25 protein-coding genes are annotated in these 23,826 nt (G+C 66.8%); 7 read left to right on the forward strand and 18 right to left on the reverse strand.

The annotated features are described in order from the left end of the window. Positions 1–514 precede the first annotated feature (514 nt). Positions 515–934 carry an ester cyclase gene (locus LDO15_RS04735; RefSeq protein WP_223984525.1) on the forward strand — a complete coding sequence of 140 codons (420 nt, stop codon included), beginning with the start codon at positions 515–517 and terminating at the stop codon, positions 932–934. Continuing rightward, entirely contained in the window at positions 927–1,085 is a 159-nt protein-coding gene (locus LDO15_RS04740) for a hypothetical protein (protein WP_223984526.1), read from the forward strand. Before LDO15_RS04735 ends, LDO15_RS04740 begins: the two co-directional genes overlap by 8 nt. On the opposite strand, the gene LDO15_RS04745 is transcribed toward LDO15_RS04740, so the two are convergent. From LDO15_RS04745 to LDO15_RS04790, 10 genes are all read right to left on the reverse strand, one after another. After that, positions 1,073–1,858 (reverse strand): DeoR/GlpR family DNA-binding transcription regulator, encoded by a 786-nt coding sequence (locus LDO15_RS04745; protein WP_223984527.1) that lies wholly within the window; start codon positions 1,856–1,858, stop codon positions 1,073–1,075. The two genes, LDO15_RS04740 and LDO15_RS04745, sit on opposite strands and share 13 nt — an antisense overlap. 109 nt (positions 1,859–1,967) lie before the next feature. Continuing rightward, complete coding sequence (locus LDO15_RS04750; RefSeq protein WP_223984529.1) at positions 1,968–2,681, reverse strand: SDR family oxidoreductase; 714 nt, start codon at positions 2,679–2,681, stop codon at positions 1,968–1,970. Positions 2,682–2,686: 5 nt separating this feature from the next. After that, a complete protein-coding gene (locus LDO15_RS04755; protein WP_223987093.1) occupies positions 2,687–3,961 on the reverse strand; it encodes an exo-alpha-sialidase in 1,275 nt (424 codons plus the stop codon). A gap of 78 nt (positions 3,962–4,039) precedes the next feature. Further along, complete coding sequence (locus LDO15_RS04760; protein WP_223984531.1) at positions 4,040–4,816, reverse strand: aldolase/citrate lyase family protein; 777 nt, start codon at positions 4,814–4,816, stop codon at positions 4,040–4,042. Between the two features lie 39 nt (positions 4,817–4,855). Next, positions 4,856–5,845 (reverse strand): aldo/keto reductase, encoded by a 990-nt coding sequence (locus LDO15_RS04765; protein ID WP_223984532.1) that lies wholly within the window; start codon positions 5,843–5,845, stop codon positions 4,856–4,858. A gap of 61 nt (positions 5,846–5,906) precedes the next feature. After that, positions 5,907–6,734 carry an ATP-binding cassette domain-containing protein gene (locus LDO15_RS04770; RefSeq protein WP_223984533.1) on the reverse strand — a complete coding sequence of 276 codons (828 nt, stop codon included), beginning with the start codon at positions 6,732–6,734 and terminating at the stop codon, positions 5,907–5,909. Further along, positions 6,727–7,587 (reverse strand): ABC transporter ATP-binding protein, encoded by an 861-nt coding sequence (locus tag LDO15_RS04775; RefSeq protein ID WP_223984535.1) that lies wholly within the window; start codon positions 7,585–7,587, stop codon positions 6,727–6,729. The genes LDO15_RS04770 and LDO15_RS04775 overlap by 8 nt, the downstream gene beginning before the upstream one ends. A gap of 19 nt (positions 7,588–7,606) precedes the next feature. Then, positions 7,607–8,569: an ABC transporter permease gene (locus tag LDO15_RS04780; protein WP_223984537.1), complete on the reverse strand. Its 963-nt coding sequence runs from the start codon at positions 8,567–8,569 to the stop codon at positions 7,607–7,609. Continuing rightward, on the reverse strand, positions 8,566–9,501 hold the full coding sequence (locus LDO15_RS04785; RefSeq protein ID WP_223984540.1) for an ABC transporter permease: 936 nt from the start codon (positions 9,499–9,501) through the stop codon (positions 8,566–8,568). The genes LDO15_RS04780 and LDO15_RS04785 overlap by 4 nt, the downstream gene beginning before the upstream one ends. Before the next feature lie 3 nt (positions 9,502–9,504). Beyond that, positions 9,505–11,079, reverse strand: coding sequence for an ABC transporter substrate-binding protein (locus tag LDO15_RS04790; RefSeq protein ID WP_223984543.1), 1,575 nt, complete (start codon positions 11,077–11,079; stop codon positions 9,505–9,507). Between the two features lie 216 nt (positions 11,080–11,295). On the opposite strand from LDO15_RS04790, the gene pdxA reads away from it, so the two are divergent. Beyond that, positions 11,296–13,713 (forward strand): 4-hydroxythreonine-4-phosphate dehydrogenase PdxA, encoded by a 2,418-nt coding sequence (pdxA, locus tag LDO15_RS04795; RefSeq protein ID WP_223984546.1) that lies wholly within the window; start codon positions 11,296–11,298, stop codon positions 13,711–13,713. Between the two features lie 90 nt (positions 13,714–13,803). Here the strand turns inward: pdxA and LDO15_RS04800 are convergent, their stop codons facing one another. From LDO15_RS04800 to LDO15_RS04810, 3 genes are all read right to left on the reverse strand, one after another. Beyond that, a complete protein-coding gene (locus LDO15_RS04800) occupies positions 13,804–15,048 on the reverse strand; it encodes an NAD(P)/FAD-dependent oxidoreductase (RefSeq protein WP_223984549.1) in 1,245 nt (414 codons plus the stop codon). A 259-nt stretch (positions 15,049–15,307) separates the two neighbouring features. Next, a complete protein-coding gene (locus tag LDO15_RS04805) occupies positions 15,308–16,390 on the reverse strand; it encodes a glycerophosphodiester phosphodiesterase family protein (protein ID WP_223984553.1) in 1,083 nt (360 codons plus the stop codon). Between the two features lie 281 nt (positions 16,391–16,671). Beyond that, positions 16,672–17,124, reverse strand: coding sequence for an SRPBCC domain-containing protein (locus tag LDO15_RS04810; protein ID WP_223984556.1), 453 nt, complete (start codon positions 17,122–17,124; stop codon positions 16,672–16,674). A gap of 305 nt (positions 17,125–17,429) precedes the next feature. Between LDO15_RS04810 and LDO15_RS04815 the strand changes: the two genes are divergently transcribed. After that, positions 17,430–17,810 (forward strand): VOC family protein, encoded by a 381-nt coding sequence (locus tag LDO15_RS04815; RefSeq protein WP_223984559.1) that lies wholly within the window; start codon positions 17,430–17,432, stop codon positions 17,808–17,810. A gap of 186 nt (positions 17,811–17,996) precedes the next feature. Here the strand turns inward: LDO15_RS04815 and LDO15_RS04820 are convergent, their stop codons facing one another. The 5 genes from LDO15_RS04820 to LDO15_RS04840 all read right to left on the reverse strand — a co-directional run bounded on the left by LDO15_RS04820 (position 17,997) and on the right by LDO15_RS04840 (position 21,201). Beyond that, a complete protein-coding gene (locus LDO15_RS04820; protein WP_223984562.1) occupies positions 17,997–18,287 on the reverse strand; it encodes a hypothetical protein in 291 nt (96 codons plus the stop codon). Positions 18,288–18,362: 75 nt separating this feature from the next. After that, positions 18,363–18,596, reverse strand: coding sequence for a TRSP domain-containing protein (locus tag LDO15_RS04825; protein ID WP_346655991.1), 234 nt, complete (start codon positions 18,594–18,596; stop codon positions 18,363–18,365). Positions 18,597–18,854: 258 nt separating this feature from the next. After that, on the reverse strand, positions 18,855–19,286 hold the full coding sequence (locus LDO15_RS04830; RefSeq protein WP_223984565.1) for a DUF2177 family protein: 432 nt from the start codon (positions 19,284–19,286) through the stop codon (positions 18,855–18,857). Further along, entirely contained in the window at positions 19,283–20,743 is a 1,461-nt protein-coding gene (locus LDO15_RS04835; protein ID WP_223984569.1) for an AMP-binding protein, read from the reverse strand. Before LDO15_RS04835 ends, LDO15_RS04830 begins: the two co-directional genes overlap by 4 nt. Further along, the gene (locus tag LDO15_RS04840) at positions 20,740–21,201 is read right to left on the reverse strand and encodes a MarR family transcriptional regulator (RefSeq protein WP_223984570.1); all 462 of its coding nucleotides are present in this window, start codon (positions 21,199–21,201) and stop codon (positions 20,740–20,742) included. The genes LDO15_RS04835 and LDO15_RS04840 overlap by 4 nt, the downstream gene beginning before the upstream one ends. A 133-nt stretch (positions 21,202–21,334) precedes the next feature. Between LDO15_RS04840 and LDO15_RS04845 the strand changes: the two genes are divergently transcribed. The 3 genes from LDO15_RS04845 to LDO15_RS04855 all read left to right on the forward strand — a co-directional run bounded on the left by LDO15_RS04845 (position 21,335) and on the right by LDO15_RS04855 (position 23,755). Then, positions 21,335–22,201 carry a DUF1295 domain-containing protein gene (locus LDO15_RS04845; RefSeq protein ID WP_223984573.1) on the forward strand — a complete coding sequence of 289 codons (867 nt, stop codon included), beginning with the start codon at positions 21,335–21,337 and terminating at the stop codon, positions 22,199–22,201. A gap of 213 nt (positions 22,202–22,414) precedes the next feature. After that, entirely contained in the window at positions 22,415–23,041 is a 627-nt protein-coding gene (locus tag LDO15_RS04850; protein ID WP_346655982.1) for a hypothetical protein, read from the forward strand. A gap of 156 nt (positions 23,042–23,197) precedes the next feature. Then, a complete protein-coding gene (locus tag LDO15_RS04855; protein ID WP_223984576.1) occupies positions 23,198–23,755 on the forward strand; it encodes a DUF4397 domain-containing protein in 558 nt (185 codons plus the stop codon). The last annotated feature ends 71 nt before the right edge of the window (positions 23,756–23,826 follow it).

Raw genomic sequence — 23,826 nt, forward strand, 5'->3', positions numbered from 1 at the left:
CCGCGCTGACGTTTTTATTCGTCAATTGAGACTGACACCATCCCGAAATCCCCCCAGAGCAGTTCTTTCGAGATGTGCCATCCCAATGCGTCACAGAATTCGTAAAGTCCTCTGTAACAACCCCCATGATCTGACATTAGTAAGGCTACGAACGGGTGGGCGGTCCGGGCACCAGTAGGTAGTACCTATGTTTACTTGTAGAAATCCCATCTACTACGTGATGGTTCGCAGCCGGTACTCGCGTGGGGCGCATGTGACTACTCGGACGGCCGGGCCGGCCCAGTGTTCGTGGGCATCTTGACAGGCTCGGGACCCGGGAATATCTTCGGCCTTAACGAGGCGTCTCGCCCGTTCCACACTCGTTTTTTCACACTATTACTCGGCGCTCTACGCGGACCGCTGATGCCTGTCTTTGGGGCCAAGAACGGAAGATCCTCCGGGGTGGTCTGCGCGTGCGGCCGATGCACAACGCTGGGGGATCAAATGTCGGTCTCTCGCCCACAAGGAGTCGGAAATGTCTGAAGGTGTTGGATTGATTGAGCGGTTTTACAAGGACGTCATAGAGAGCGGAAACCTCGCCCTCATTGACGAGCTGGCCACGGATGGCTACGTGGATCACGAAATGGCCCTCCCCGGGCAACCTGCCGGCAAAGATGGTGTCAAATTCTTCGTGAACACGATGCGGTCGGCTTTCCCGGATATCAAGGTCAAGGAGATCGAGCCCACGGTCGCCGCCGGAAACATGGAAGCGTGCCACGTGGTTCTCACGGGTACTCACCGTGGGGACCTGGCCGGCATCCCGGCGACGGGCAAGAGCGTCGAGTTCGACTGCACTGACATCATCCGTGTCGAAGAAGGCAAGGTGGCCGAGCACTGGGGCACCACGGACAACCTGAGCCTCATGCAGCAGATTGGCGCCGTGGCTGTTGGCTGAACTGAGCAACGAGCACAGGGCCGACGCATGCAGCGAAGCCGACGCCCGCAACAAAATGGCTGTCCACGTTCCCTTCGGGAAACGCGGACAGCCTTTCGACATGGTGGTCGACGGCGATGCCGACGGCGGCGTCGTGCGTCAGGCGGCCTGAGCCGGTGACACGTCCACAAGTTGGACTGTCACGCCGGATTGCCTGAAGAGTTCAACCTGCTCCGGGTCCGCGCGGGTGTCCGTGACGAGGATCCAGGGGGCCGGGATCCGGACCCAGGCATGAAAGGGCCGTTTGCCGAGCTTGGTGGAATCAGCCAGGACATAGACGGTGTTGCCTCGGCGTGCCATCAGTTCCTTAAGGCGCGTCTGGGCCTGGTCGGCCTCGCACAGGCCGGCTTCCACCGTGACGGCGTCCGCCCCAAGGAACACCCGGTCAAAGCTCATCCGTTCCAAGGCTGCCTCGGCGATGGGACCCACGAACGTCTGGCTAAGCCCGCGGAGGCGCCCGCCCAGACAGTCCACCTGGATCCCCGGCGAGTCGGCGAGTTCCTGGAGCGTGTTGATGCCCGGTGTGGTGACGGACAGATTCTCCCTGTCCCGCAGGGCGTGCGCCATGGCCCCGACGGTCGAGCCGCCGTCGAGCAGGATATTTTCACCCTCCCTGACTTCCGCGGCGGCCCAGGCGGCGATGGCCTGTTTCTGATCGAAGGCCTCGCCGGTCCGCTGCCGCAGGGACGGCTCGGGGTGAGCGCCCAGAGCCACGGCGCCTCCGTAGGTCCGGGCGAGTTTTCCCTGCTCGTTCAGCTGGGCCAGGTCCCGCCGGATGGTGGAGGCGGTTACGGAAAAATGCCTCGACAGTTCTTCCACGGACGCCAGGCCCGTGGTCACGGCGAGGTGGTAGATCTCCTCGCGCCTGGCTTTGGCGGTAGTCATCGTTGGCTCTCCTTCACCGGCTGCTGCCGCATCCGTAGCTGTACCCGTCGGTACATTGCTGTCCTCATGCTATTCGGACCCGGCGCGCATCCGTTCACTCTGTGTCCGTTCATAGGGACGCGCCGCCGCAGATCACATAGTTCTGTCCCGTGATGGACTTCCCGTGGTGCCCCAGCAGGAAGCCGGCAAGCGCCGCCACGTCCTCCGGGTCCACGAGCTTGCCCAAGGCAGGCAGCTTCGGCGGTGTGGCGGCCCGGCCCGGATCGGCGAGCATCGGCGTGTCCGTCGGTCCGGGCGACAGCACGTTCACCGTGATGCCTCGCGGTGCCAGTTCCTGCGCCCAGGTCCGGCCCATGCCCAGCAGCGCGGCCTTGGTGGCCGCGTACTGGCTCTTACCGGGGGAGCCGGTGGAGGTCCGGCTGCCCACCAGGAGTACGCGGCCGCCATCCGGCATCCGCGGGACCAGGGCGTTCGCCAGGCTGCTCGCGGCCGCCACATGAACGGTGAACATACCGGCCAGCGCGTCGGGATCCAGTTCGCCCAGGATCGCGGTCCGCTGAAAGCCGGCCGCGTGGACCAGGGCATTCACAGGAGGCAGGTCCTCGACACAGGCGGCCAGGGACGCCGGGTCCGAGAGGTCCGCCCGCCGCCACAGAAAGCCCGGCCCGAGCTCGGGCCGGCTCCGGCTGAGCCCGGTCACCTGCCAGCCGTCGGCCAGCAGCCGGACGGTGATGGCCTTGCCGATGCCGGAACTGCAGCCGGTAACGACGGCGTGCGGCGCTGCCGTTGGTAGCTCAGCGGCCGCTGCTGGCTCAGCGCTCATTTCGGTCATCCCTGCTCTCCGTCACCAGCCCCGCGACCGCCAGGCTGGCCGCCGTCGACGTCGCCGCCCGGCGTGCTGGTCCCCTCATAGGTCCACTGGGGATCCACGCGGACGTACTTGATGGCCTGCCGGAAGTAGGTGTACGCGATGTTGAGGGCTCCGTCCGGGCCCTGGTGAATGGACGGGTAAGAGTATTCGCGGTTCAGGCCGTCACGGGAGTTGTTGGACAGGCAGTAGCCGTCGCCCACGTCGAGGTTGCGCCGGATGGGCCAGCTGCGGCCGGAGTCCTCGGAGATCGCCAGCGTCATCGGCGACCGCGGCGTGCCCCAGAAGGCCTTCCGGTCGCCGTCGCCAGCGGCAGAGCCTGGAACCGAACCGTCGGTAACCACCGGCTCGGTGATCTGCCCCTGTTCCTCGGCGAGTCCGTCGTCGTCGATCTCGTCGTAGAGCGAGAGCCGCCGTTCGGTGGAGGCCTCGGCCCGGCTGTGGTTGTAGACCAGGGCCAGCCGGCCGTCGGCCAGGGCGGTGAACTGGATGGAGGAGTTGTTGTTCGGCAGCTCGGTGGGAACGGGCTCGCTCCAGGTGGTGCCGCCGTCGGTGGAGCGGGATTCGTAGATCGAGTCCGCCCACCGGCTGCGGAACAGGGCCAGCAGGGACCCGTCGGCCACCGGCTGGATGTTCATGTGGACGCACCCCAGGCTTCCCGGCAGGACATGCTCACTCCAGGTGGCGCCGGCGTCGTCGGAGATCATTACGGCGCTGTCGTCGCTGTTGCCCACCCACTTCTCGCCGGGGGTGGTGATGCAGCGGAAGATCGGGATGATCCAGCGGCCGGAAGGAAGCACCACGGGCAGCTGCCGGACGAACACGCCGCCGGTTGCGTTGGCGGGGAACAGGGTCTCCACCGGGCCCCAGCTCCGGCCGCTGTCCGTGGAGATGCGGCGGCGGACCTCGGCGGTGTCCTGGTTGCCGGCCTTCTGCGCGGTGTACAGCAGCCAGAGCCGGTTGTCCGGGGCGGCGAACAGGATGGGGTTCTGTTCGGAGCGTGTGGAGTCGTCGGAGAGCTGCTCGGCCGGCGACCACTGGCGGCTTCCGGGCTCCAAGGTGGAGAACCAGATCGAGATGTCCGGCACGCCTTCCTGCGTACCGCCGAACCAGACGCAGCCGAGCCGGCCGTCCGGGAGGGTCAGGAGGTTCGCGGCGTGGCTCTGTACGGTGGGCGCCGGCAGGTACGCATACAGGCTGCCGCCTGCCTCCTTCACTTCGCCGTCGGGCGTGATGGTGGCGTAGCCAGCGGCTGTGCCGGGAGCCTGAGTGCGGGTCGAGTCAGTTGCGGGCGCATCTGTTGAAGTCACGGTTCAGTCCTTTGCCGTTGCGGCAGCCAGGTGGGCCTTGGCAACCTGCTCCAGGTGGGTCAGGTCGGAGGCGATGGTGGTGAAGGTGTAGCCCTGGCGCAGCCGGAGCGCGGCCACCTCACCGGCCGGGGTGTGGATGCCAGCGGCCACGCCGGCGGACGCCGCGGCTTCGGCGATCGTCTTCAGTGCGGCGTTGAACTCGGTTTCGACGGCGGGGTCACCGGGGTACGCGGCGCCCACGGCGATGGCGAGGTCGGAGGGGCCCACGTAGATGCCGTCCAGTCCCGGCGTCGCGCAGATTTCCTTGACGTTGGCCAGCCCGTCGGGGGTCTCGATCATGGCGAAGACCAGGGTGGCGGCGTTGGCGTCGGCGGGAACCGGGCCGATCCGCAGGGCGGAGCGCATGGGGCCGTAGGACCGGCCGCCCATCGGCGGGTACTTGGCTGCCGCGACGGCGGCGGCGGCGTCAGCCGCGGTGTTGACGAGGGGGACGATCACGCCGACGGCGCCGGCGTCGAGCGCCTTGCCGATCGCGGTGAGGTTGTTGTCCTCCACCCGCACCATGCCGACGGCGGTGTGCCCGGCGTCGATTGCCATGAGCCCGTTCAGGATGCCCGAGTAGCCGAGCAGTCCATGCTGCGCGTCCAGCGCCACGTAGTCATAACCGAGCCGGCCGATGCGCTCGGTGGCAACCGGCGCATCCAGGACGGCCCAGTAGCCGACGGCCTGCTCCCGGGCGCGGATCTTCCGGGCGAATTCGGTAGCGAGTTCAGATGTCATGTCGTGTCTTCTGCCTTCAGTCGGGGGAACGGTTTCGTATCAGCGGTTGTAGGCGGGCATGGGGCCGCGGAGGCCGGCGCCGACGGTGTCACACGCCGCGGACACCGCTTCCGGCAGCGGACCCTTGGCGACGGCGGCGATATTGGCCTGCAACTGCTCCACCTTCGATCCGCCGAGCAGCATGGAGCCGACGCCGTTGCGGTAGGCGAGCCAGCGCAGGGACAGTTCGGCGAGCGTAATGCCAAGTTCCTGCGCAATGAGTGACAGCTCATTGACGGCCTCGAACAGTTGCTTGTCCCAGTACCGCTGGGTGTACATGGCGGCGAGCTTGGAGTCGCCGTAGCGTCCCTCGGTCGGCTTGGCGTCGAAGCTGTGCTTGCCGGTCAGCAGGCCGCCGCCCAGCGGGTTGTAGACCATGGTGTGGACCTGGTGGGTGGCGGCGAATTCGAGGTATTCCTCTTCCACCCGGCGGGCCACCAGGTTGTAGAGCTGCTGCGCGACCACGGGTCGGGGCGCGCCCACTTCGCGGGCCACGTGGATGACGTCGGCGATCTGCCAGGCCGCGAAGTTGGATACGCCCAAGGCGCCGATTTTCCCTTCGGCGGCGAGCTCGGCCACGGTGCCCAGGGTTTCCTGCAGCGGGGTGGCCCGGTCCGGCTGGTGGAGGTAGAACAGATCGATGCTGTCCGTGCCGAGCCGGCGCAGGCTGCCCTCCACACTGTTGCGCAGCCCCTCCTTGGACAGCGGGGCGTGCTGGCCGTGGTCCGGATGCGGCATGCCCGCCTTGGAGGCGAGGACGACGTCGGCCCGGCGGTCCTTCAGGAGGCGGGACAGCATCTCCTCGGTGGCTCCGCCGACGTAGGCGTTGGCGGTGTCGATCGTGGTGATGCCGGCGGCCAGCGCCTCATCCACCATCCGTCCCGCGGTGGCCTCATCGGCGGTGTCGCCGAACGTCATGGTGCCCAGGACGAGCCTGGAGATCGGTAGCTTCAGGCCGTCCACGGGCGTGCCTTCGGGCTGGATGCTCATTAGTTGATTCCTCATGATTGCGTTGACGGGTTGCTGGTTTGGGGGAGAGGGGCAGGCGGGTTCAGGCGGTCTTCAGCGCCAGCGATGAGACGATATGCCGCGGCTTCAGGCCGGTCATAGTGGACGGGTCCAGGGCGGCCCGGCGGAGACGGCGGGTGTAGTCCTCCTTCGGCGCGGTCAGCACCTGCGCCGTCGTTCCGTGCTCCACGAGCTTGCCGCGCTGCATGACCATCACGGTATCGCTGATCTCCTGCACCACGCCGAGGTTGTGCGAAATGAAAACGTAGGTGATGCCCGTTTCGTCTTGGATGGACTTCAGCAGCCGGAGCACCTGGGCCTGCACGGAAACGTCGAGTGCGCTGGTGGCCTCGTCGCAGACCAGCAGTTCGGGCTTGGACGCCAGCGCCCGGGCAATGCCGATCCGCTGCCGCTGCCCGCCGGAGAACTCTGACGGGTGCTTGTCCAGGGATGCAACCGGCAGGCCCACCTGGTCGATCAGGCTGGCCGCCGCCTTGTGCCGCTCGGCCCGCGACCGGACACCCTGAAGCTTCAGCGGCTCGGCCACGATTTCCTGCGCCGTGAGGTGCGGATCCAGTGAACCGTAAGGATCCTGGAAGACCATCTGGAACTTCGAGCGCAGAGGCCGGAGCTTGGCCTCGCTGAGCGGCGCCAGGTCCGTGCCGTCCAGCTCGATCCGGCCGCTGGTCGGCGTAACCAGGCGCATGAGCGCTTTGGCGATGGTTGATTTCCCGCAGCCGGATTCCCCGACGACGGCGATCGTCTTGCCTTTCTCGACCGAGAAGGAGACGTCGTCCACGGCCCGGAAGGTACCGCCCGAGACGTGGTAGTCCACCACGAGGTTCTCGACGGAAAGGAACGGCTTATTCATGGCTGGCTCCGGTGGTGGTCAGGGCGGTGTTGGCCGCCGGCGTTTCATCCCAGGCGCCCAGGACGGGGATGGCGGCGAGCAGCTTGCGGGTGTACTCGGTGGCGGGGTTGTCCACGATCTGCTGGACCTCGCCGGACTCGACGAACGAGCCGTCCTTCATGACGTGGATCCGGTCCGAGATCAGCCGTGCCACGCCGAGGTCGTGCGTGATCATCAGGATGCCGATGCCGCGCTGTTCCTGCAGCTCGAGCAGCAGGTCCAGGATGCCGGCCTGCACGGTGACGTCCAGGGCGGAGGTGGGCTCGTCGGCGACCAGCAGTTGCGGTTCGCTGGCGAGGGCGATGGCGATCAGGACGCGCTGGAGCATGCCGCCGGAGAGCTGGTGCGGGTATTTCTTGAGCTGCGCATCCGGGGTGGGGATGTGGACCTGTTCCAGCAGCCGGATGGCGCGGGCACGGACGGCGCCCTTGTCCTTGGACGAGGCTGCGCCGGCGATCCGGATGGCCTCGAACAGCTGGTTGCCGATCGAGTGCACCGGGCTCAGTGCTGTCATGGGGTCTTGCGGGATCAGCGCGAGGGTCCTGCCGCGGACCTTGTCGATCGCCTTGGAGTCGGCGATCACGTCCACTCCGTCGATCTTGACCGATCCTGAGATCACGGCGAGGTCGTCCGGCAGCAGCCGGAGGAGGCCCATCGCCGTCGTCGATTTTCCGGAACCGGACTCACCGATGATGGTGACCGTCTCGCCCCGGTGGATGGTGAAGCTGACGCAGTCCACGGCGCGAACAATGCCGGCGTCGGTGATCAGTTCTACTTGGAAGTCGCGGACTTCCAGAAGCGGCTGTGCAGTCATTTCCGAATGCAAGTTCATCTCAGGCACCCTTCTTCTTGCGGCGGGGACGGTCGCGGAGGCCGTCGCCCAGCAGGTTCACGCCCACCACCATGAGGACGATTACCAGGCCGGGCAGCGTCACCAGCCACCAGGCAGTGGTGATGTAGTCCTGGCCGTCGGAGATGATGCGGCCCCACGTGGCGAACGGGCGCTGCGGGCCGGCGCCCAGGAAGCTCAGAGCGCTCTCCAGCAGCACGGCCTGGGCCAGGAGGAGCAGCACCACCAGCGTGGCCTGCTTGATGACGTTGGGGATGATGTGCTGGATCAGGATCTGCACGCGGTGCAGGCCGAGGATCCGGGCGGCGGAGACGTAGGGCTTTTCGCGTTCCACGAGCACCATGGACCGGGTCAGGCGGGCCACTTCCGGCCACTGGGCGATGGCGATCACGAAGGTGATGACGGGGATGGACGGGCCGAAGAGGGCCACCACCAGCAGCAGCATCATCAGCAGCGGCAGGGACATCTGCGCCTCGATCAGGCGGGAGACCACGGTGTCCAGCTTGCCGCCGAAGTAGCCGGCGGCTGCGCCGGCGATGACGCCGAGGATGCCGGAGACCACCACGGCGAGGACGCCGATGGTGAGCGAGACCTGCCCGCCGTACAGGACGCGGGAGAGGAGGTCGCGGCCCAGCTGGTCGGTGCCGAACAGGTGTCCGTCCGTCAGCGGCGAAAGCAGGCGTTGGGCAAGGTCCTGATGGTTGGGGTTGGGAAGGGGCAGGACCTGGGCCAGCAGGATGGGCAGGGCCACCAGCAGTGTGCAGATGATGCCGGTGCGGATCTTCACCTTCGAGGAGATCCGGCGGCGGGTGGCCGCGGCCTTGGCGATCAGTTCCTTGGTGACGGCGCTGGGGGAGGGCTTCCGGGCAGATGCCTCGTCGGCGAGGCCTGCGGGGTTTCCTGATTGTTTTCCTGCGGAAGAGGTTGCGGTGTCGCTGAGGCTCATGCTGTGGCCGCCTTTCCAAGACGAACGCGGGGATCAAGCAGGGGGTAGGCGAGGTCGATGACCAGCTGGACGGCGACTGCCAGCAGCGCGGTGACCAGGACGGTGGCCACGATCAGCGGGTAATCGCGGGTCTCCAGCGCCCGGACAACGAGGGAGCCGACGCCGGGCCACGCGAAGACGACCTCCACCACCACCACGCCGTTGAGCATGGCCGCGAAGCGGGTGCCGAGGGCAGTGAAGACCGGGATGGCCGAGTTGCCCATGGCGTAGCGCCAGGTCAGCAGGGATCCCCGGACGCCGCGGGAACGGGCCACGGTCAGGTAGGGTGCGGCGAAGTTGGTGGTCATTTCGCGCCGGACCATCCGGGAGATCAGGGCGATCTGCAGGATGGCGATGGTGACTGTGGGCAGGACCAGGCCGCCCCAGGTGGCGAAGCCGGAAGCCGGGAAGATAGGGACCAGGACTGCGAAGAAGGTGAGGAGCATGATGCCGGTCCAGAAGTCCGGCATGGACTGCCCGGCGATGGTCAGGACGTTGACGCCGAATTCGCTCTTGGTGTCCGGGCGGCGGGACATCCAGACGCCCAGCGGGATGGCGACCACCGCGGTGAGCAGGATCGAGGCCGTGGCCAGGGTCAGCGTGTACGGCATCCGTTCCAGCACCACCTGAATGGCCGGGGCCTGGAAGGAGTACGAGGTGCCGAGGTTGCCGGTGAACAGCTGCTGCAGGAAGATCCAGTACTGCTCGATCAGGGGCAGGTCCAGGCCGAACTGCTGGCGGACCTTGGCCAGTTCCTCGGTGGTGGCCAGCGGTCCGGCGTAGGCCACGGCGGGGTCGCCCGGGGCCAGTCGGATCAGGATGAACACGGTGGAGACCGTGAGGAACACGGTCAGCAGGCCCTGCCCGAGCCTCTTGAGGATGTATTTCGTCATGGTCTAGGCCTCCAGCCGGACGTTAGAGAGCGGGTAGGAGTTGGTGGGTGCCAGCGACAGGCCGCCCACGCGCTCCCGGTGGGCCAGCACGGACTTGGGCACGAACGCCCACGCGCAGGGCCAGGTGTCCCAGATGGCCTGCTGCGCGACGGCGAGCAGCTGCTGCCGGCGCACGGGGTCCACCTCGGTGGCGGCGGCCTGGATCTTGGCCTGCACCTGGGGCTTTACATACCCCTGGTAGGTGTCGCGGGACTTTTCCTTCTCCGCGGTGCCGGCGTACATGCCCTGCATCATGGTGATGGCCAGGCCGGTGGGGCTGCTGAAGCCGTTGCCGAGCAGGTCCCAGTCGCCTTCCTTGCCCTGGCGCCAGGCCAGGATGTTGCCGCCCGGTTCGAACTGCTGGAGCTGGGTCTTGACGCCGATGTTGCCGAACATTTCCACCAGGGCCTCCATGACGGAGGTGTCTGACGCGAATTCGCCGGTTTCCCAGATGATCTTCAGGGTCAGGTCGGTGACGCCGAGCTCCTTCAGCCTGGCCTTGGCCTTCTCGGGGTCGTAGACGTAAGCGCCGGTCTTGGCGAAGCCGGTCAGGCTGGAGGGGGTGACGCCCTCGGCCTGGCTGACGGAGTTCACCAGCACGTTCTTGACCAGCGCCTCGCCGTCGACGGCCCAGCTGAGGGCCTCGCGGACCCGGACGTCGGCCAGCGGGTGCCCCGCCGGCTTGCGGAAGTTGTAGAAGATCTGATTCAGCCGCAGGCTGGATGCCTCTTTGAGTACGACGCCGGGAAGTCCGGCAAGCTGTTCGCGCGAGTCGGGCGTGATGGAGTCGATGACGTCCACCTCGCCGCTGCGCAGCGCGATGACGCGGCTGGATTCCTCCGGGAGGAACCGGACCTCGACGGTGTCCACCGCGGGTGGGGTGCCCCAGTAGTTTTCGTTGCGGCGCAGGCTGTAGGTGCCGGCGCCGCGGTTGAACTTGGTCACGACGTACGGGCCGGTGCCCACCCCGTCCTGCAGTTCTTCAGGCTTGTTCTTGGCCGCGGGGCTGATCAGGATCATGCTCATGAGCGAGTCCAGGATGGGGATGGGCTTCTTGGATTCCATCCGGAACGTGCGGTCATCGACGGGCACCACGGTGGGGAACTCGGGGAAGAAACCGGCCACGAAGGAGCCCTGGACCTGCTGGTACATCTTCAGGGCCGTGGCGACGTCCTCGATCTTCAGGGGAGTGCCGTCAGAGTACTTGATACCTTCGCGCAGCCGGACGGTCCATACCGTGGGGGAGGTCATGACGAAGCTTTCGGCCAGGACCAGGACGGGCTTAGTCTCGGGGCCGATGGCCGTGAGTCCCTGGCGAACGGCGCGCTGGACCGTGACGGCGGCGTCGAACTGGTTAAGTTTGTTGTCCAGGCTGACCAGGGACCGGTTGAGCGCCAGGGTCAAGGTGCTGGGTCCCGGCAGGCCGGTGGGGCCGGCACATCCTGCGACGGTGCCTGTGCCCAGGAGAAGTCCGGCCAGTCCGCCAAATTGGAGCAGGCGGCGCCGGGAAATCTCGGGTCCTTGAGGAAGAACGGTCATCGTTGACCTCTCGGTTGAACGGGGACGGCTGGCGGCCGGATGGCCTGCGCCGTGTTACATGGATCACCTTGCCACGTTTGCGCGATTCGCGCAACAGTTCTAGCGCGATTCGCGCAGCTGTGTCATGATGAGGACATCGACAGCTCGATTGCGAGTTCGATGACCAGCTTCATTGCTGGTCTCCAGGACCAGTCCGATCCAAGGGAGGAGGGAGACATGGCAACAGTGCTCGTACAGGCCGACGACTTTTCCGGCGCCGCCGAAGCAGGGGAGTGCTTTGCCCGGCAGGGGTTCGACACCCGGATCCAGCTCGAACCATCTTCCGCGACTTCCGACGTCGTTATCGTTGACACCCATTCAAGGGCTTCCTCCTCGGAGGATGCTGCAGGCGCCGTGGCCCGGGTCTTTGAAGGCCAGGAAGCGGCCCAGACGCCTGTGCTGTTCAAGAAGATCGACTCGCTGTGGCGGGGCAACGTGCGCGCCGAAGTGGCGTCCCTGACGGACCTCGGCTACCACGTGCTGATTGCTGGTGCGCTCCCGCAGTTGCGGCGGACCGTGGTGGACGGGCGTCCCTACGCGGACGGTGTGCCGCTGGTCGAAACCGGACTCTGGAAGGCTGAGGCAACTGCTCCGCCTTCCCGGATCGCGGAGGTTCTCCCGCAGGGTTCCGTTCAGGATCTGGATCTCGCCGCGGTCCGCTCCCCGAACCTCTCAGACACGCTCCGTGAGTTGTTCTCCGTTGATAAAGCCGTGACCGTGGTGGCCGATGGGGAAACCGAGGCGGACCTGGAGACCGTGGTCGCAGCCCTGGCGCAGTTGGAGTATGCCGCCGGCGGCCGAAGGATCGTCCTGGTGGGTACGGGCGGCATCGCTGCAGTGCTCGCGGAAACGCTGTGGTCTGCAGGGAACTCGGTGGTGGCCACGGGAGCCCCGGTCCTTGCGCAGAACGCGCAGATTGTCGAAGGAGACTCCGGCACCTCAGACTCAACTGAAAACCGTCACGCCCGGCCAGTGCTCGCCGTCGTCGGCTCCGCGTCCGAGGCCGCACGCAGGCAACTGCGGGAGCTTCAGGCCGGGGGATTTACGCTTATCGGGCTGAGCCCGGAGGAACTGCGTGAGTCCGAATCCGCCCGCATTCTCAGCGTTGTCCGCGAAACCTTGGCCGCCGGCGAGCCGGTGGCCCTGACCGTCGTCGCCGAGACGGTGGATCCCCGCGAGGCCGGCGCGATCGTCAGGAACCTGGGGCGCTTCGTTTCCAACATTCTGGACCCCCACGGCGCGGCGCCCGACGGACCTGCCGCCGTCGTCGTCCTGCCCGATCTCATCCTGACCGGCGGCGAGACCGCCCGCGAGGTGCTGGAGCGCCTCGGCATCCGGGCGCTGGAGCCGCTCGGCGCCGAACAGCACGGCGCGGTGGTCAGCCTCGCCGACGACGGCAGGCTGGTGGGCACCAAGCCCGGCAGCTTCGGCGATGACCATGCCCTGCTGCAGCTCTACCGCTCAATCCAAAGCCGCCGGGCCACTAAACCGGCGGGCACTGCACGCCAAGAACCACTCGACCCTTCCGCAAAATCTGGAGAAACCATGAATTCAGTCTTGAAAGCCGCCGAGTTGAATGCCACCGAACAGGACACCCGCCCCGTCATCGCCGTCACCATGGGCGACGGCGCCGGCGTCGGCCCCGAAGTGACGGTGGGCGCGCTGCTGGCCGAGAACGCCTATCGGGACTGCCGTCCCGTGGTCATCGGGGACGTGTATCGGCTGGAGCTTGGTGCGAAGGCGCTGGGTGTCCAGGCGGACATCGTGGAGATCCAGGACGTGGCCGAGGCCGTGTTTGAACCGGGCCGCATCAATGTGATTGATCCGAAGCTGCTCTCGCACGCTTTGCCTTGGGGTGTGGAATCCGCCGAGGCCGGCAACGCCGCGTACCACTACATCCGGATCGCCTGCGAGCTCGGGATGAAGGGGGAGGTACAGGGGATCTGCACGGCGCCGCTGAATAAGGCCGCGCTGCACAAGGCCGGGCACGTCTACCCGGGCCACACGGAGCTGCTGGCGCACTTCATGGGGATTGACGAAGTGTCCATGATGCTCTCCACCCCCAAGGTCAAGGTCATCCACGTCACCACGCACATCGGCCTGATCGATGCGATCAACAAGATCGAGCCCGGACTCGTGGAACGCACCGTCCGGCGCGGCTACAGCGCCATGCAGCGCGCCGGCATCGCCAACCCCAAGATCGGCGTCTGCGCCATCAACCCGCACGCGGGGGAGAACGGCCTGTTCGGCTACGGCGAGGAAGCGGAGAAGATCACCCCGGCCATCGAGAAGCTGCAGGCCGACGGCATCGACGCCCGCGGCCCGCTCCCGGCGGACACCGCGTTCTTCCTGGCCGGCCGCGGCGACTTCGACCTCATCGTCGCGATGTACCACGACCAGGGCCACGGCCCCGTGAAGGTCCTCGGCATCGAGGCCGGCGTCAACATCACCGTGGGTCTGCCCGTGATCCGCACCTCTGTGGATCACGGCACGGCCTTCGACATCGCCGGCAAGGGCATCGTGGACGTGCGCAGCATGATCGAGGCCCTGCGCCAGGCCGCGGAGATGTCGCCGAGCCCGGTGCTGCAGGCTTAGATCCTCAAGGTCGAAAAGGGCCGTCCAGATTCCTGTGCTTTGGGACGCAGGGGCGGTTCTATTCGCATCACCGCTGCCGGAACCGGAGCGTCAGCGCCCGGCAATGTGCGTTGCGACGTACTCGGCGTCGCGCCCCACGCCGGCCACGATCGCCGAGCTGTGCCCGGTCAGCCACGGCAGTCCGACGGCATAGAGGCCCGGGTGTTCGGTGACGCCCCGGCTGTGGCGGGGGTAGTTCCATTCATCCAGTACCGCGATGTCGAGGATGCCGAAGTCGAGCCGGTAGCCGGTAGCCCACAGGACGGACGTCACGCCCTCCGCTGCCAGGTTCAGCCGCGCTGGCTCCGAGGGAAGCCATGCGTCGGCCGGCCGGGGTTCAGCCTCCGGCGCCTCGATCCCGGCTGCGGCGATGTACGCATCGAGCATCGGCCGGAGCCGCTGGCTGAAGCCGGCCTCAACGGTGGCGAGACGTTCGGGGAGGTCATCGCTGAAGACGAGGTCGCCGTCGTCGGCTCCCTCCAGGTGGCCGTGCAGCCGGACGCCGCGGCGGCCGAGGTCCCGCAGGTGGATGTCATGGCCGCCGTCGGCGCCGGACAGCAGCGGGTTGCAGGCGAACCGGGCGGCGGGGGAGGGCAGCTGTGCCACGGTAAGGCCGTTCAGCCCGTACTCCGGGCCGTGCAGGCCGAGCTGCATGATCCAGTAGAAGGTGTCCTTGCCGCGGTACCGGCGCGGGGCCTCCGGGCAGGCGGACACGGCCAGATGGACGTCGCGGCCGGCCGCCAGCAGCTCCTCGGCGATCTGGCCGCCCGACTGGCCGGTCCCCACAATCAGTACGGCGCCGTCCGGCAGCTGGCCCGGGTTGCGGTACTCGTTGGTGTGAAGTTGCAGGATGTGCCCGGGCAGTTGGGAGGAGAGCGCCGGGATTTTCGCTTTCTGGAAGCCGCCGGTAGCGAGCACCACGTTGCGGGCGCGCCAGCCGCCCTGGGTTGTTTCGACGTCGAAGCCGCCGCCGTCCGCGGGGGCGATGCGCGTGACGTCCGTGCCGGTGCGGACCGGCGCACCGATGGCCTCCGCGTAGTGCCGGAAATAGTCCACCACGGCATCCCGCGGCATGAAGGCCTCCGGGTCCGCGCCCGAGTAGGGCATGCCCGGCAGGGACAGCGAGAAGTTCGGGGTGTTCAGGTAGAACCCATCCCACCGGTCCTGCCAGCCACCGCCCAGGGCGGCGCGCCGTTCCAGCACGTGATGCCCGACGCCGGCCCGGCCGAGCCAGTAGCTCATGGCCAGGCCCGCCTGGCCTCCGCCCACCACGAGCGTGTCCACTTCAGCGTCCATTTCCGCCCACCGCCTCGATCTGTGCACTGTCGATCCGTGCACTGTCGATCTGTGTACTGTCGATCTGTGCTCCGTGCGCGAGGAACACGACCCCGGGACGAGCCCGAGCAGGTCCCATGCGAGGAGCATACGCCCGGCCCGGCCCGTTTTACATGGGATTTATGAGGCCCCTCCCGCCGGCAATCAAAAGCAACGCGGGGTCACCTACGGCCCATCCGGAGGGGATTTATGGGCGCGAAGTGACCCCGCGTTGGATTTGCTAGCTGTTGGCCGGGTAGGCCTTGGGGAGCTTTAGGCTGCGCTCTTCCATGACGGTGCGCAGGCGGGTGGGGTAGTCGGTGATGATGCCGTCCACGCCAAGGTCCATGAGCCGGTTCATGTCCGCGGTGGTGTTGACCGTCCAGGGGATGACCGGCAGGCCGAGCTGGTGCGCGTCGGCGATCATCCCGGGGGTGACGGACCGGAACGCGGGGGAGACGGCGTCGTAGCCCTGGGCCGCCGCTGCCTTGGCGAGGGATCCGTCGTAAGTGTCGATGTCGATGCCGCCGAGGTTGGGGCTGGCGCCGGGCTGGCCGACCTCGAGCCAGGCGTCGCCGCTGGACAGGGCAACGAGGGGCAGCTCCGGGGCGAGCTTTTTGGTCAGGTTCAGCGAGGACCAGTCGAACGACTGCACCGTGGTGCGGTCCGCCATGCCGGAGGCCTGGATCTCGGAGACGACGGCCTTGGTCAGGGCCACCATGCCCTCGCCGCCGGACTTCCCGTCCTCCACCTTGGTCTCGATGTTGAAGCGGACCTTCTTGGCGTCGGCGTCGTGGACCAGCTGGAAAACGTCCTTGAGTTCGGCGATCCGGTTGCCCCCGATCACGGCCTGCTCGGGGTACCCCTTGAGCTGGGTGAACCCGCAGTCGAGCGTCTTGATCTGGGCGAGCGACAGGTCGGCAACCCGGTCGCCGACATAGGGGAAGGCGGCGTCGCCCGGCGCGGCCGGCGCCGTGTCCACGCACTTGTCCGCCTGGATGGTGTCGTCATGCCAGACGATGATCTTGCCGTCGGCAGTCAGGTGCGTGTCGAGTTCCAGGGTGGTGACGCCCAGCTTCAACGAGTTGCCGAACGCGGCCAGGGACTCCTCGGTCCACTGGCCCCGGCCTCCGCGGTGTGCCTGCAGGTCGAAGGACCCGTTGCTCTCGTTGGTCTTGATGCTGGCCGGCGCCTCTGCGGCACCTGCTCCGGCAGTGTTCGACGACGGCGCGGAGCCGGCTTCGGCGTCGGACGCGGCGACGGCGGGGCCCGCCAGGGCGGCGATGAGCGCGGCGGTGGCCGCGGCAGTCAGGACTGTGCGCATGGTGATGGTTCCTCCTGGGTGACGGTTGCCGGCGCTGCGCCGACGACCCGACAACCCTAGGGAAGCCAGATGGACTGCCGTGTGCGGGGAACTGGACCTGCGGTGAACAATTCAGCGCGGACGAGCGGCCGACCCCGGCTACAAAATCCTCCTGCGAAGCCACCTGCTCCCCGCAGGTTCACGTCGGCGAATTCTGCTCCAGGAGGTCGCCGGATTGACTGAAATCTGCCATGACGGCAACGTTCCCAAGGCGTCATCGGTCGCGCAGCACCCGCACGGCGTCACGTGCGGCTGTTCAATACCGTCTGCAATTTCTCGAACGACTCGGTCCATCCGTTGCGGTGCAGGGCCAGCCGTTCCTCCGTCAGGAACGGTCCCTGCGAGAGCACCAGGCGCGTGGCTTCGCCGGTACTTCCGAGCGCGAGGTCGACGACGGTTTCCCGGTCGTCCGGCGTCGGTTCCTCCCAGCGGAACGTGTACACCAGGCGCCAGGGAGGATCGATTTCCAGGAACTCGCCGGAGAGGTGGAACGGTTCGCCGTCCGGCGGCGCCATGCGGAATCCGTAGCGGCCGCCTTCCGTGAGGTTCAGTTCGGCGGCAGGGATGGTGAAGCCGTGCGGACCCCACCACTTCACCAGTTCGGTCGACTCCGTCAGCATCCTGAAGACTTCTTCCGGGGGAGCGTCGAGCGTGTATTCGAGGTTCAGGACCAGTCCGCCAGTTTCCCCATTCATCCTTCAACTGTGTCACCCTGCGGACGCTGACGGAAGCGGGTTGCCGGCACGGCGGCGCTGCGCTCAAGATGTCAGGCGGATACCAGGCAGCCCTGTTTCCACAGGTCCACATCGGTCCATAATGGCCGCATAAGCTTCGGGGACCCCTCGCGCGGGTGATAAGTGGCACGGCGTTGAAGGGTCCCAGGTGGCTGCCCCGGCTCGGCGCAAGGGGCGGTCACGGTCTGCGGAGAAAGCTTCCGGGGACCGAAACCGGGGGGAGTAACGCCATCGCTGCGATCAACAACGCACTGAAGGGAATCATCATGCTCAAGGATTCAAACATCATGGCTGTCCTCCCCGCGAAGGACATCAACAGGGCGAAGGAGTTCTACCGGGACAAGCTGGGAATCGAACCCTCCGAATCCATGGAGGAAGGCAGTGCGATGTACACCTGCGGCCAAGGAACCCGCTTCCTCGTTTACCAGACAGAGAATGCCGGGACAGCCAAGAACACCCAGATGGGCTGGGAAACGGACAATCTCGAAGGCGAGATGGAGGAACTGCGCGGCCGCGGCGTCGTCTTTGAAGAGTACGATTTCCCCGGTCTGAAGACGGAGAACGGCATTGCCACCGCATCCTGGGGGAAGGCAGCCTGGTTCCTGGACAGCGAGGGCAACATCATCAACATCTCCCAGCGCTCGTAGGCCGGGCACCGGTCAACGACGCAAAGCATCGCTGCCGCCGGCTAACACGGCGGAGAGAACCGGCTCCCGCCACCCAGGCGGGAGCCGGTTTCAGTGCGGCTACGCGAGATCATAACGCGGGCCCCCGGAAATCACCCTTGAGCGCGGTCAGAACGGCAGCCTACGCAGTAACGGCTTACCCGCACGCTAGTTCGCGCCGGGTTCCCCGCGCCGGAGATGACGGTGGTGCAGCTCGTAACTGTCGAACACATGAGAAGAGGTGCTTCCTGAATGGCCGAACTTGCCGCGAAGGACGTCCGCGAGTCCGTCCAGCGCCGCGTGGAGCATCCGTCCGGCGAACTGGAGTTCAGGGTTGTCGCTGCGCTGGGCCTGGGATGCCAGCTCCTGGGCGTAGGCGACGGTGGCCGGCAACGAGCCGCGCTGCTCGATTTCACGGAAATAGTAGGTTTCATGGAACGCAAGCAGATCGATGCTCACTAGTGCTACGTTTCCGGCCCGCCCAGGCGCCAATGACAGTACCCGCTCACCGATCGCCGCGCTGGATGAACCGGGCTAAGCGATCCGTTCGGCGATTGCCTTGGTGGAGTAACGGATGTCGATGTCAGGACGCAGGTCCTCCAGCCGACAGCGGACCGCCAAGGGCAGCGCCACGAATTCCTCCGTGGCGAGCACCAGGACCCCCGTCTCGCCACGGCTGCCTAGTCCTGCGGCCAGGGCCTGAGCGATGCGCGCCGCCTGGTCCCGAGCATGACGCCCGGCAACGCCAAAAAAGCGGGTGATGCGGATTGCGGCCCGATCCTATCGGCACCCTATGCCGCTTTGTCCTGTGACCTCCGTATTTTTGCTAGGGGGTGAAACCGCACGGCGTGTTCCGGTGAAATGGTCGCCTCCCCGCAGCATCCAGGCTGCGTTGTTCGGCTGAAGGCAGCTGCTCCGGCCGTCTTCGACGACGGCCGGAGCCAGCTTCGGCGTCGGACGCGGCGACGGCGAGGCCCGCCAGGACGGCGACGAGCGCGGCGGTGGGCGGCCAAAGGGTTCTGATGACTAGGACGCGCGCTGCCTGGCACGGGCCGGCCGGAGCACGGTGGCCGTGAGCCAGGTGACGGTGCTGCACGCCGCGACGCCCCAGACGATGTCGGTCACGGCCACTACGGGGGAAAAGTCCTTGAGGACGGCGAGCGCGGTGAGTGCCCAGGTGGCGTAGGTGAAGAAGCCGAAGAGGGCAGCTCCGGTCACGCGCTGGCGCATGGTGGCATCGGCGTCGTTGGGCCGGATGCCGAAGTGCACGATTCCCATGACGTAGACAAGGTAGAACAGAACGGCGCCGGTGGCGTTGACGCTGGGTGCAAGCAGGCCGCCGATCTGGCTTTCGTACTGCCTGTTTGCCACGGTGAGGATCCAGACGACGTCGATGACGGCGAAGACCACGGCGGTAACCGCGTAGGCCAGCAGCCACTTTTTGACCCGAGTGTTCATGCTTGGCTCCTTGGCTGGGCGTAGAGGGTGTCGACGATGTGCTGGGTGCGTTCGGCGAAGGCGGCACGCTTGAGTTTCATAGTGGGGGTCACCACGCCGCCGGCCTCGCTGATGTCGGTGAGTAGCAGGACAAAGCGGCGCACCCGTTCGGACCGGGCAATCTTCGCGTTGGCGGCGCTCACGGCGTTGCCGATTGCGGCCAGAAGCCGCGCGTCGTCGATCTGGAGCGCGCCGCCGTCGTCCGGCAGCCGCAGCCGGGTCAGGTCCGTGATGCCTTCGCGCTCCGCCCAGGCCGCGACGGACTCCGGATCGAGCAGCACGAGTCCGCCGAGAAACGGTTTGCCCTCTCCTACCATCACGGCATGCGCCACAAGGGGGTCGCCCTCAACGTAGCCCTCCCAGATGGCCGGGGAGACGGTCTTGCCCCCGGCGGTGACAATGACGTCCTTCAGTCGGCCCGTGAGGCTGAGCCGTCCCGCCTCGTCGTCGCGGGCTTCGGCGAACCGGCCCCACGCCACCGCGGTGCGCTGCGCCGACGCCCATGCCCGTCCGAGGTGTTTCTTCGCCGCGGCGTCCGCTGCGGACGCCTGGATCTTCTGCAGAACGCGTGGAACCACCACGAGGAACGTGGGCCGCAGGACCCCGAGTGCGGGAACCACCTCCCGGGGATCGGACAGGTGCGCGATGCCCATGCCGTTGGCCAGGCAGATCAGCTGCAGTCCGCGGGCCAGCACGTGGGCCATTGGCAGGAAGATGATGGTGTTGCCGCCCTCACGGACCACCCCTGTGTAGGCGGCGGCCACGTTCAGCACATGGCGCACGAAGTTGCCGTGGGTGATCAGGGCGCCCTTGGGTGCGGCGGTGGTGCCGGAGGTGTAGACGATGGTGGCCACCGAGTCGAGGCCTGCCAGCAGGCGCCGCTCCTCCAGCGCATCATCGGTGATCCCGGCGCCGCGGGCCACGAGTTCCTTCAGATCCGCGCCCGGACGGGCATCCATCGTCCAAACCCCGAGGCGGGGCATCCCTGCGTCCTCAAATCCGCCCTCCAGGAGGACGGCGTGCTCCGCTGTGCCGCCAATGGCGAGCCGCACATCGGCGTCGGCGAGGATGGCGGTCACCTGGGGAGCCGCCGACGTCTCGTAGATCGGGACCACGACGGCGCCGGCGAACCACCCTGCCATGTCGGCCAGCGCCCATTCGTACCGGGTGGGGGACATGATGGCCATCGATTCGCCGGGCTGGTGGCCGGCGGCGATGAAGCCCTTGGCCAGGGCCCGTACTTCGTCCACGAACTGGCCGGTAGTCACCCGGCGCCACGGTTCCGTGATCGGGGCGTCCGGGGCGCGTACCTCGAAGGCCACGTGGCCCGGGTCAGTCCGGAACCGCTGCATCAACACGTCGGTGGCGTTCCGGTGAAGGGAGGACTCCACCAGCAGCGGGGTGGTGAACTCTCTCATCGGGTGTCCTTTTCGGAAAGTGTGCGGAGGTGGCTGCGCATCAGATGCTGGGCCGCGTCGAGGAAGTCAGTAACAGCCTTCTGCTCTGCGGCGGGAAGAGCTTGGAGATGCTGGTCCGTGGCGGTCATCAGGGGCCGCATCAAGGCCATGATCCCCTCAGCGGATGCTGGTGTGGCGCTCACCTGGACCTGGCGCCGGTCGTCAGTGCCGCGGTGCCGGACTACGTAGCCGCGGCTCTCCAGCCGGTTGACGATCCCGGTGGTGGTGGCGGCCGTTGCGCCGAGTTCGTCGGCAAGCCTTCCCACGGTGAGCGGTCCGGCGAGTTCGAGAGCTGACAGCGCGCGGAAGTCAGTGGGGTTGATGCCCATCCCGCGGGCAATCTCGCGCTCAGTTTCGGTGGCGAGGGTGAACAGGGTCTGCAGCGCCACGGCGGCCGGGTGGTAAGGCATCCCACTCATGGTTCCTCCTCGGTTTTGCTAGCTCATATAGTAATCAATGAAGATTGATCATCAAACAAGTTTGAATATACGGCGGTGCCCCGACAGGACCCGGAGTGCCGCCGCCAGGTTCGGCATAGGAAGGAGAGGCCTGATGAGGGATTCAGACCGTAAGGCGCTCACCGTCACTCCCGCGGTGGTGCTGCTGGCCGCTCTCGTTGCCCTGGCCGGCAGCCAGCACGGGGCGACGCTGGGCGGAGTTCCCATCTTTGCCATGGCCGTCGGGGCGGCGTTCCTCACCCAGTGGCTAGTGTTCGTCCCCTCGTTCAGGGCCCAGACTGAGAAGTTCTACGACCTGACCGGCTCCCTGACCTATATCGCGATCACTGTGCTGCTGGTGCTGCTGACCCCGGGGATCGACGCGCGGGCGCTGCTGCTGGCAGCCATGGTCCTGGCCTGGGCCATGAGGCTGGGGAGCTTCCTGTTCCGCCGCATCAGCAAGGCCGGCAAGGACGACCGCTTTGACGAGATCAAGCCGTCCTTTGTGCGCTTCCTTAACGTGTGGACCATCCAGGGGCTTTGGGTAGTGTTCACCGCGGCCGCCGCGTGGGTGGCCATCACAGCGGAGACCAAGGTGGGGCTGGACTGGTTCGCGCTGGCCGGCTTCCTCGTCTGGGCGGCCGGGTTCGGCATCGAGGTCGTGGCGGACGCCCAGAAGAGCCGCTTCAACGCCGACCCCGCCAACAAGGGCCGGTTCATCTCCACCGGACTGTGGGCAAAGTCCCGCCACCCGAACTACTTCGGCGAGATTTTGCTCTGGCTGGGCGTGGCCATTATCGCCGTCCCCGTGCTGCAAGGGTGGCAGTGGGTTGCCCTGATCTCCCCGGTATTCGTGACCCTGCTGATCACCAAGGTCAGCGGTGTTCCGCTCCTGGAGAAGAAGTCCGACTCGAAGTGGGGCGGCCAGCCCGATTATGAGGCCTACAAGAGCAACACTCCGGTCCTGATTCCCAAGCTCTAGCCAGCGGTCTAGCCAGCGGGGCGGCGGGGAGCAGGCAGGTGCCGTTACAGGCCTCGGCGGACGCGCTGCGCCGTGGTAGTCTCCCCGCTATGGCCGTAGAGCCCGCTGTGCTGACGCGGCTTCTGGACTCCGCCCCTGCGCTCCGCTGGAGGTTGAGCGCGACCTTGCCGGCGCGCCGCCTGCTGCATCAACGCCTTCACGCTGGCAAACGGCGTGTGGCTGGGCGCCGACGCCGTCGGGATTGCCCGATGGTTCCCAGCTCACCAGATGGCCGACGGCGGCTGGAATTGCGAGTGGGTCAACGGCTCCACCAGGTCCTCCTTTCATTCCACCATTAACTCCCTCAAGGGCTTGCTGTACTACGAGGGCGAGACCGGCGGCTCCGATGAACTGCGCGCGGCCCGGCGTCGCGGCGAGGAGTACCTGCTGGAGCGCAGGCTGCTCTACAGGCTCTCCTCGGGCGAGGTGGTGGCGCCGTGGTCGACCCACTTCGCCTACCCGTTCCGTTGGTTCTACAGTGCACTCAACGCAGCGGACTATTTCCGGGCAGCGGCTATCCACGACGCCGCAGCGCCGGATCCGCGGATCACCGACGCCGTCGAGCTGGTCCGGTTCGCTCGGCAGCCGGACGGGACGTGGGTGCAGGAATGCCGCCATCCCGGCCGTGTCCGGTTCGAAATGGACGTACCGGCGGGCGAACTGTCAAAGTGGCTGACCTTCCACGCAGTCCCGGCCAAGGCCGTGCGCCGGGTAGCCGACTCCATAATGAGGCCAAGGCGCCCAAGAAATTTCCGTACAGGTGCATCCAGGCACGGCCTTGGGCCGGTAGTAGAGGTGTAAGCACAACCACAGCCCCCACGGGGGCCTCTACGAGGAGTTGGAAATGCGCAAGACACTTTCTGCCGTTGCCGGAGCGATGACGCTGCCGGCAACTCGCATCACCGCGATGAAGGCACAGCGAAACTCTCGGTCCTTCACGGTGTCCCGGGCCTCACCGTGGACGTTTGGGTCGACGGAAAGCGGGCCCTGGACAACTTCAAACCGGGCACATTGGCCGGACCGCTCAACGTCCCGGACGGTGACCACAAGATTGCTATCACCGGCGCGAACGCCACCAGCGCGGCCCACCCCGTAATTGGTCCGGTCACGGTCGACCTGGAAGCAGGGGAAGACTACACGGCGGTCGCGCACCTGAGCGCCAACGGCAAGCCCACGGCCACGCTGTTCACCAATGACACGTCGCCCAGCCCGGATGGCAAGGGCAAGCTGACTGTCCGGCACGTAGCGGCCGCCCCGGCCGTCGATGTCCTCGCCGGAAAGACCGCTGTCATCAAGGGCCTCACCAACCCGCATCAGAAGACCCTTACCCTCAAGGCCGGAACTGTCTCCGCCTCGGTCGCGGCCGCGGGAACCACAGCCCCACTGATCGGCCCCGCGAAGGTCAAGGTCGCGGAGGGCAAGAACACCATCGTTTACGCGTGGGGCAGCCTCTCCGCCAAGAACCTCAAAGTCGCCGTACAAGTGGTGGACTCGTCATCGCGCGGAGACGACTGAAAGTAGTCTCCTACGGCTCGTGCCGCCATCACGTTCCCTAGCCCGGTGGGGCCGCTTCGACGGCGGCCCCG

The organism is Arthrobacter sp. NicSoilB8, assembly GCF_019977355.1.
In the GTDB taxonomy this organism is placed as follows: domain Bacteria; phylum Actinomycetota; class Actinomycetes; order Actinomycetales; family Micrococcaceae; genus Arthrobacter.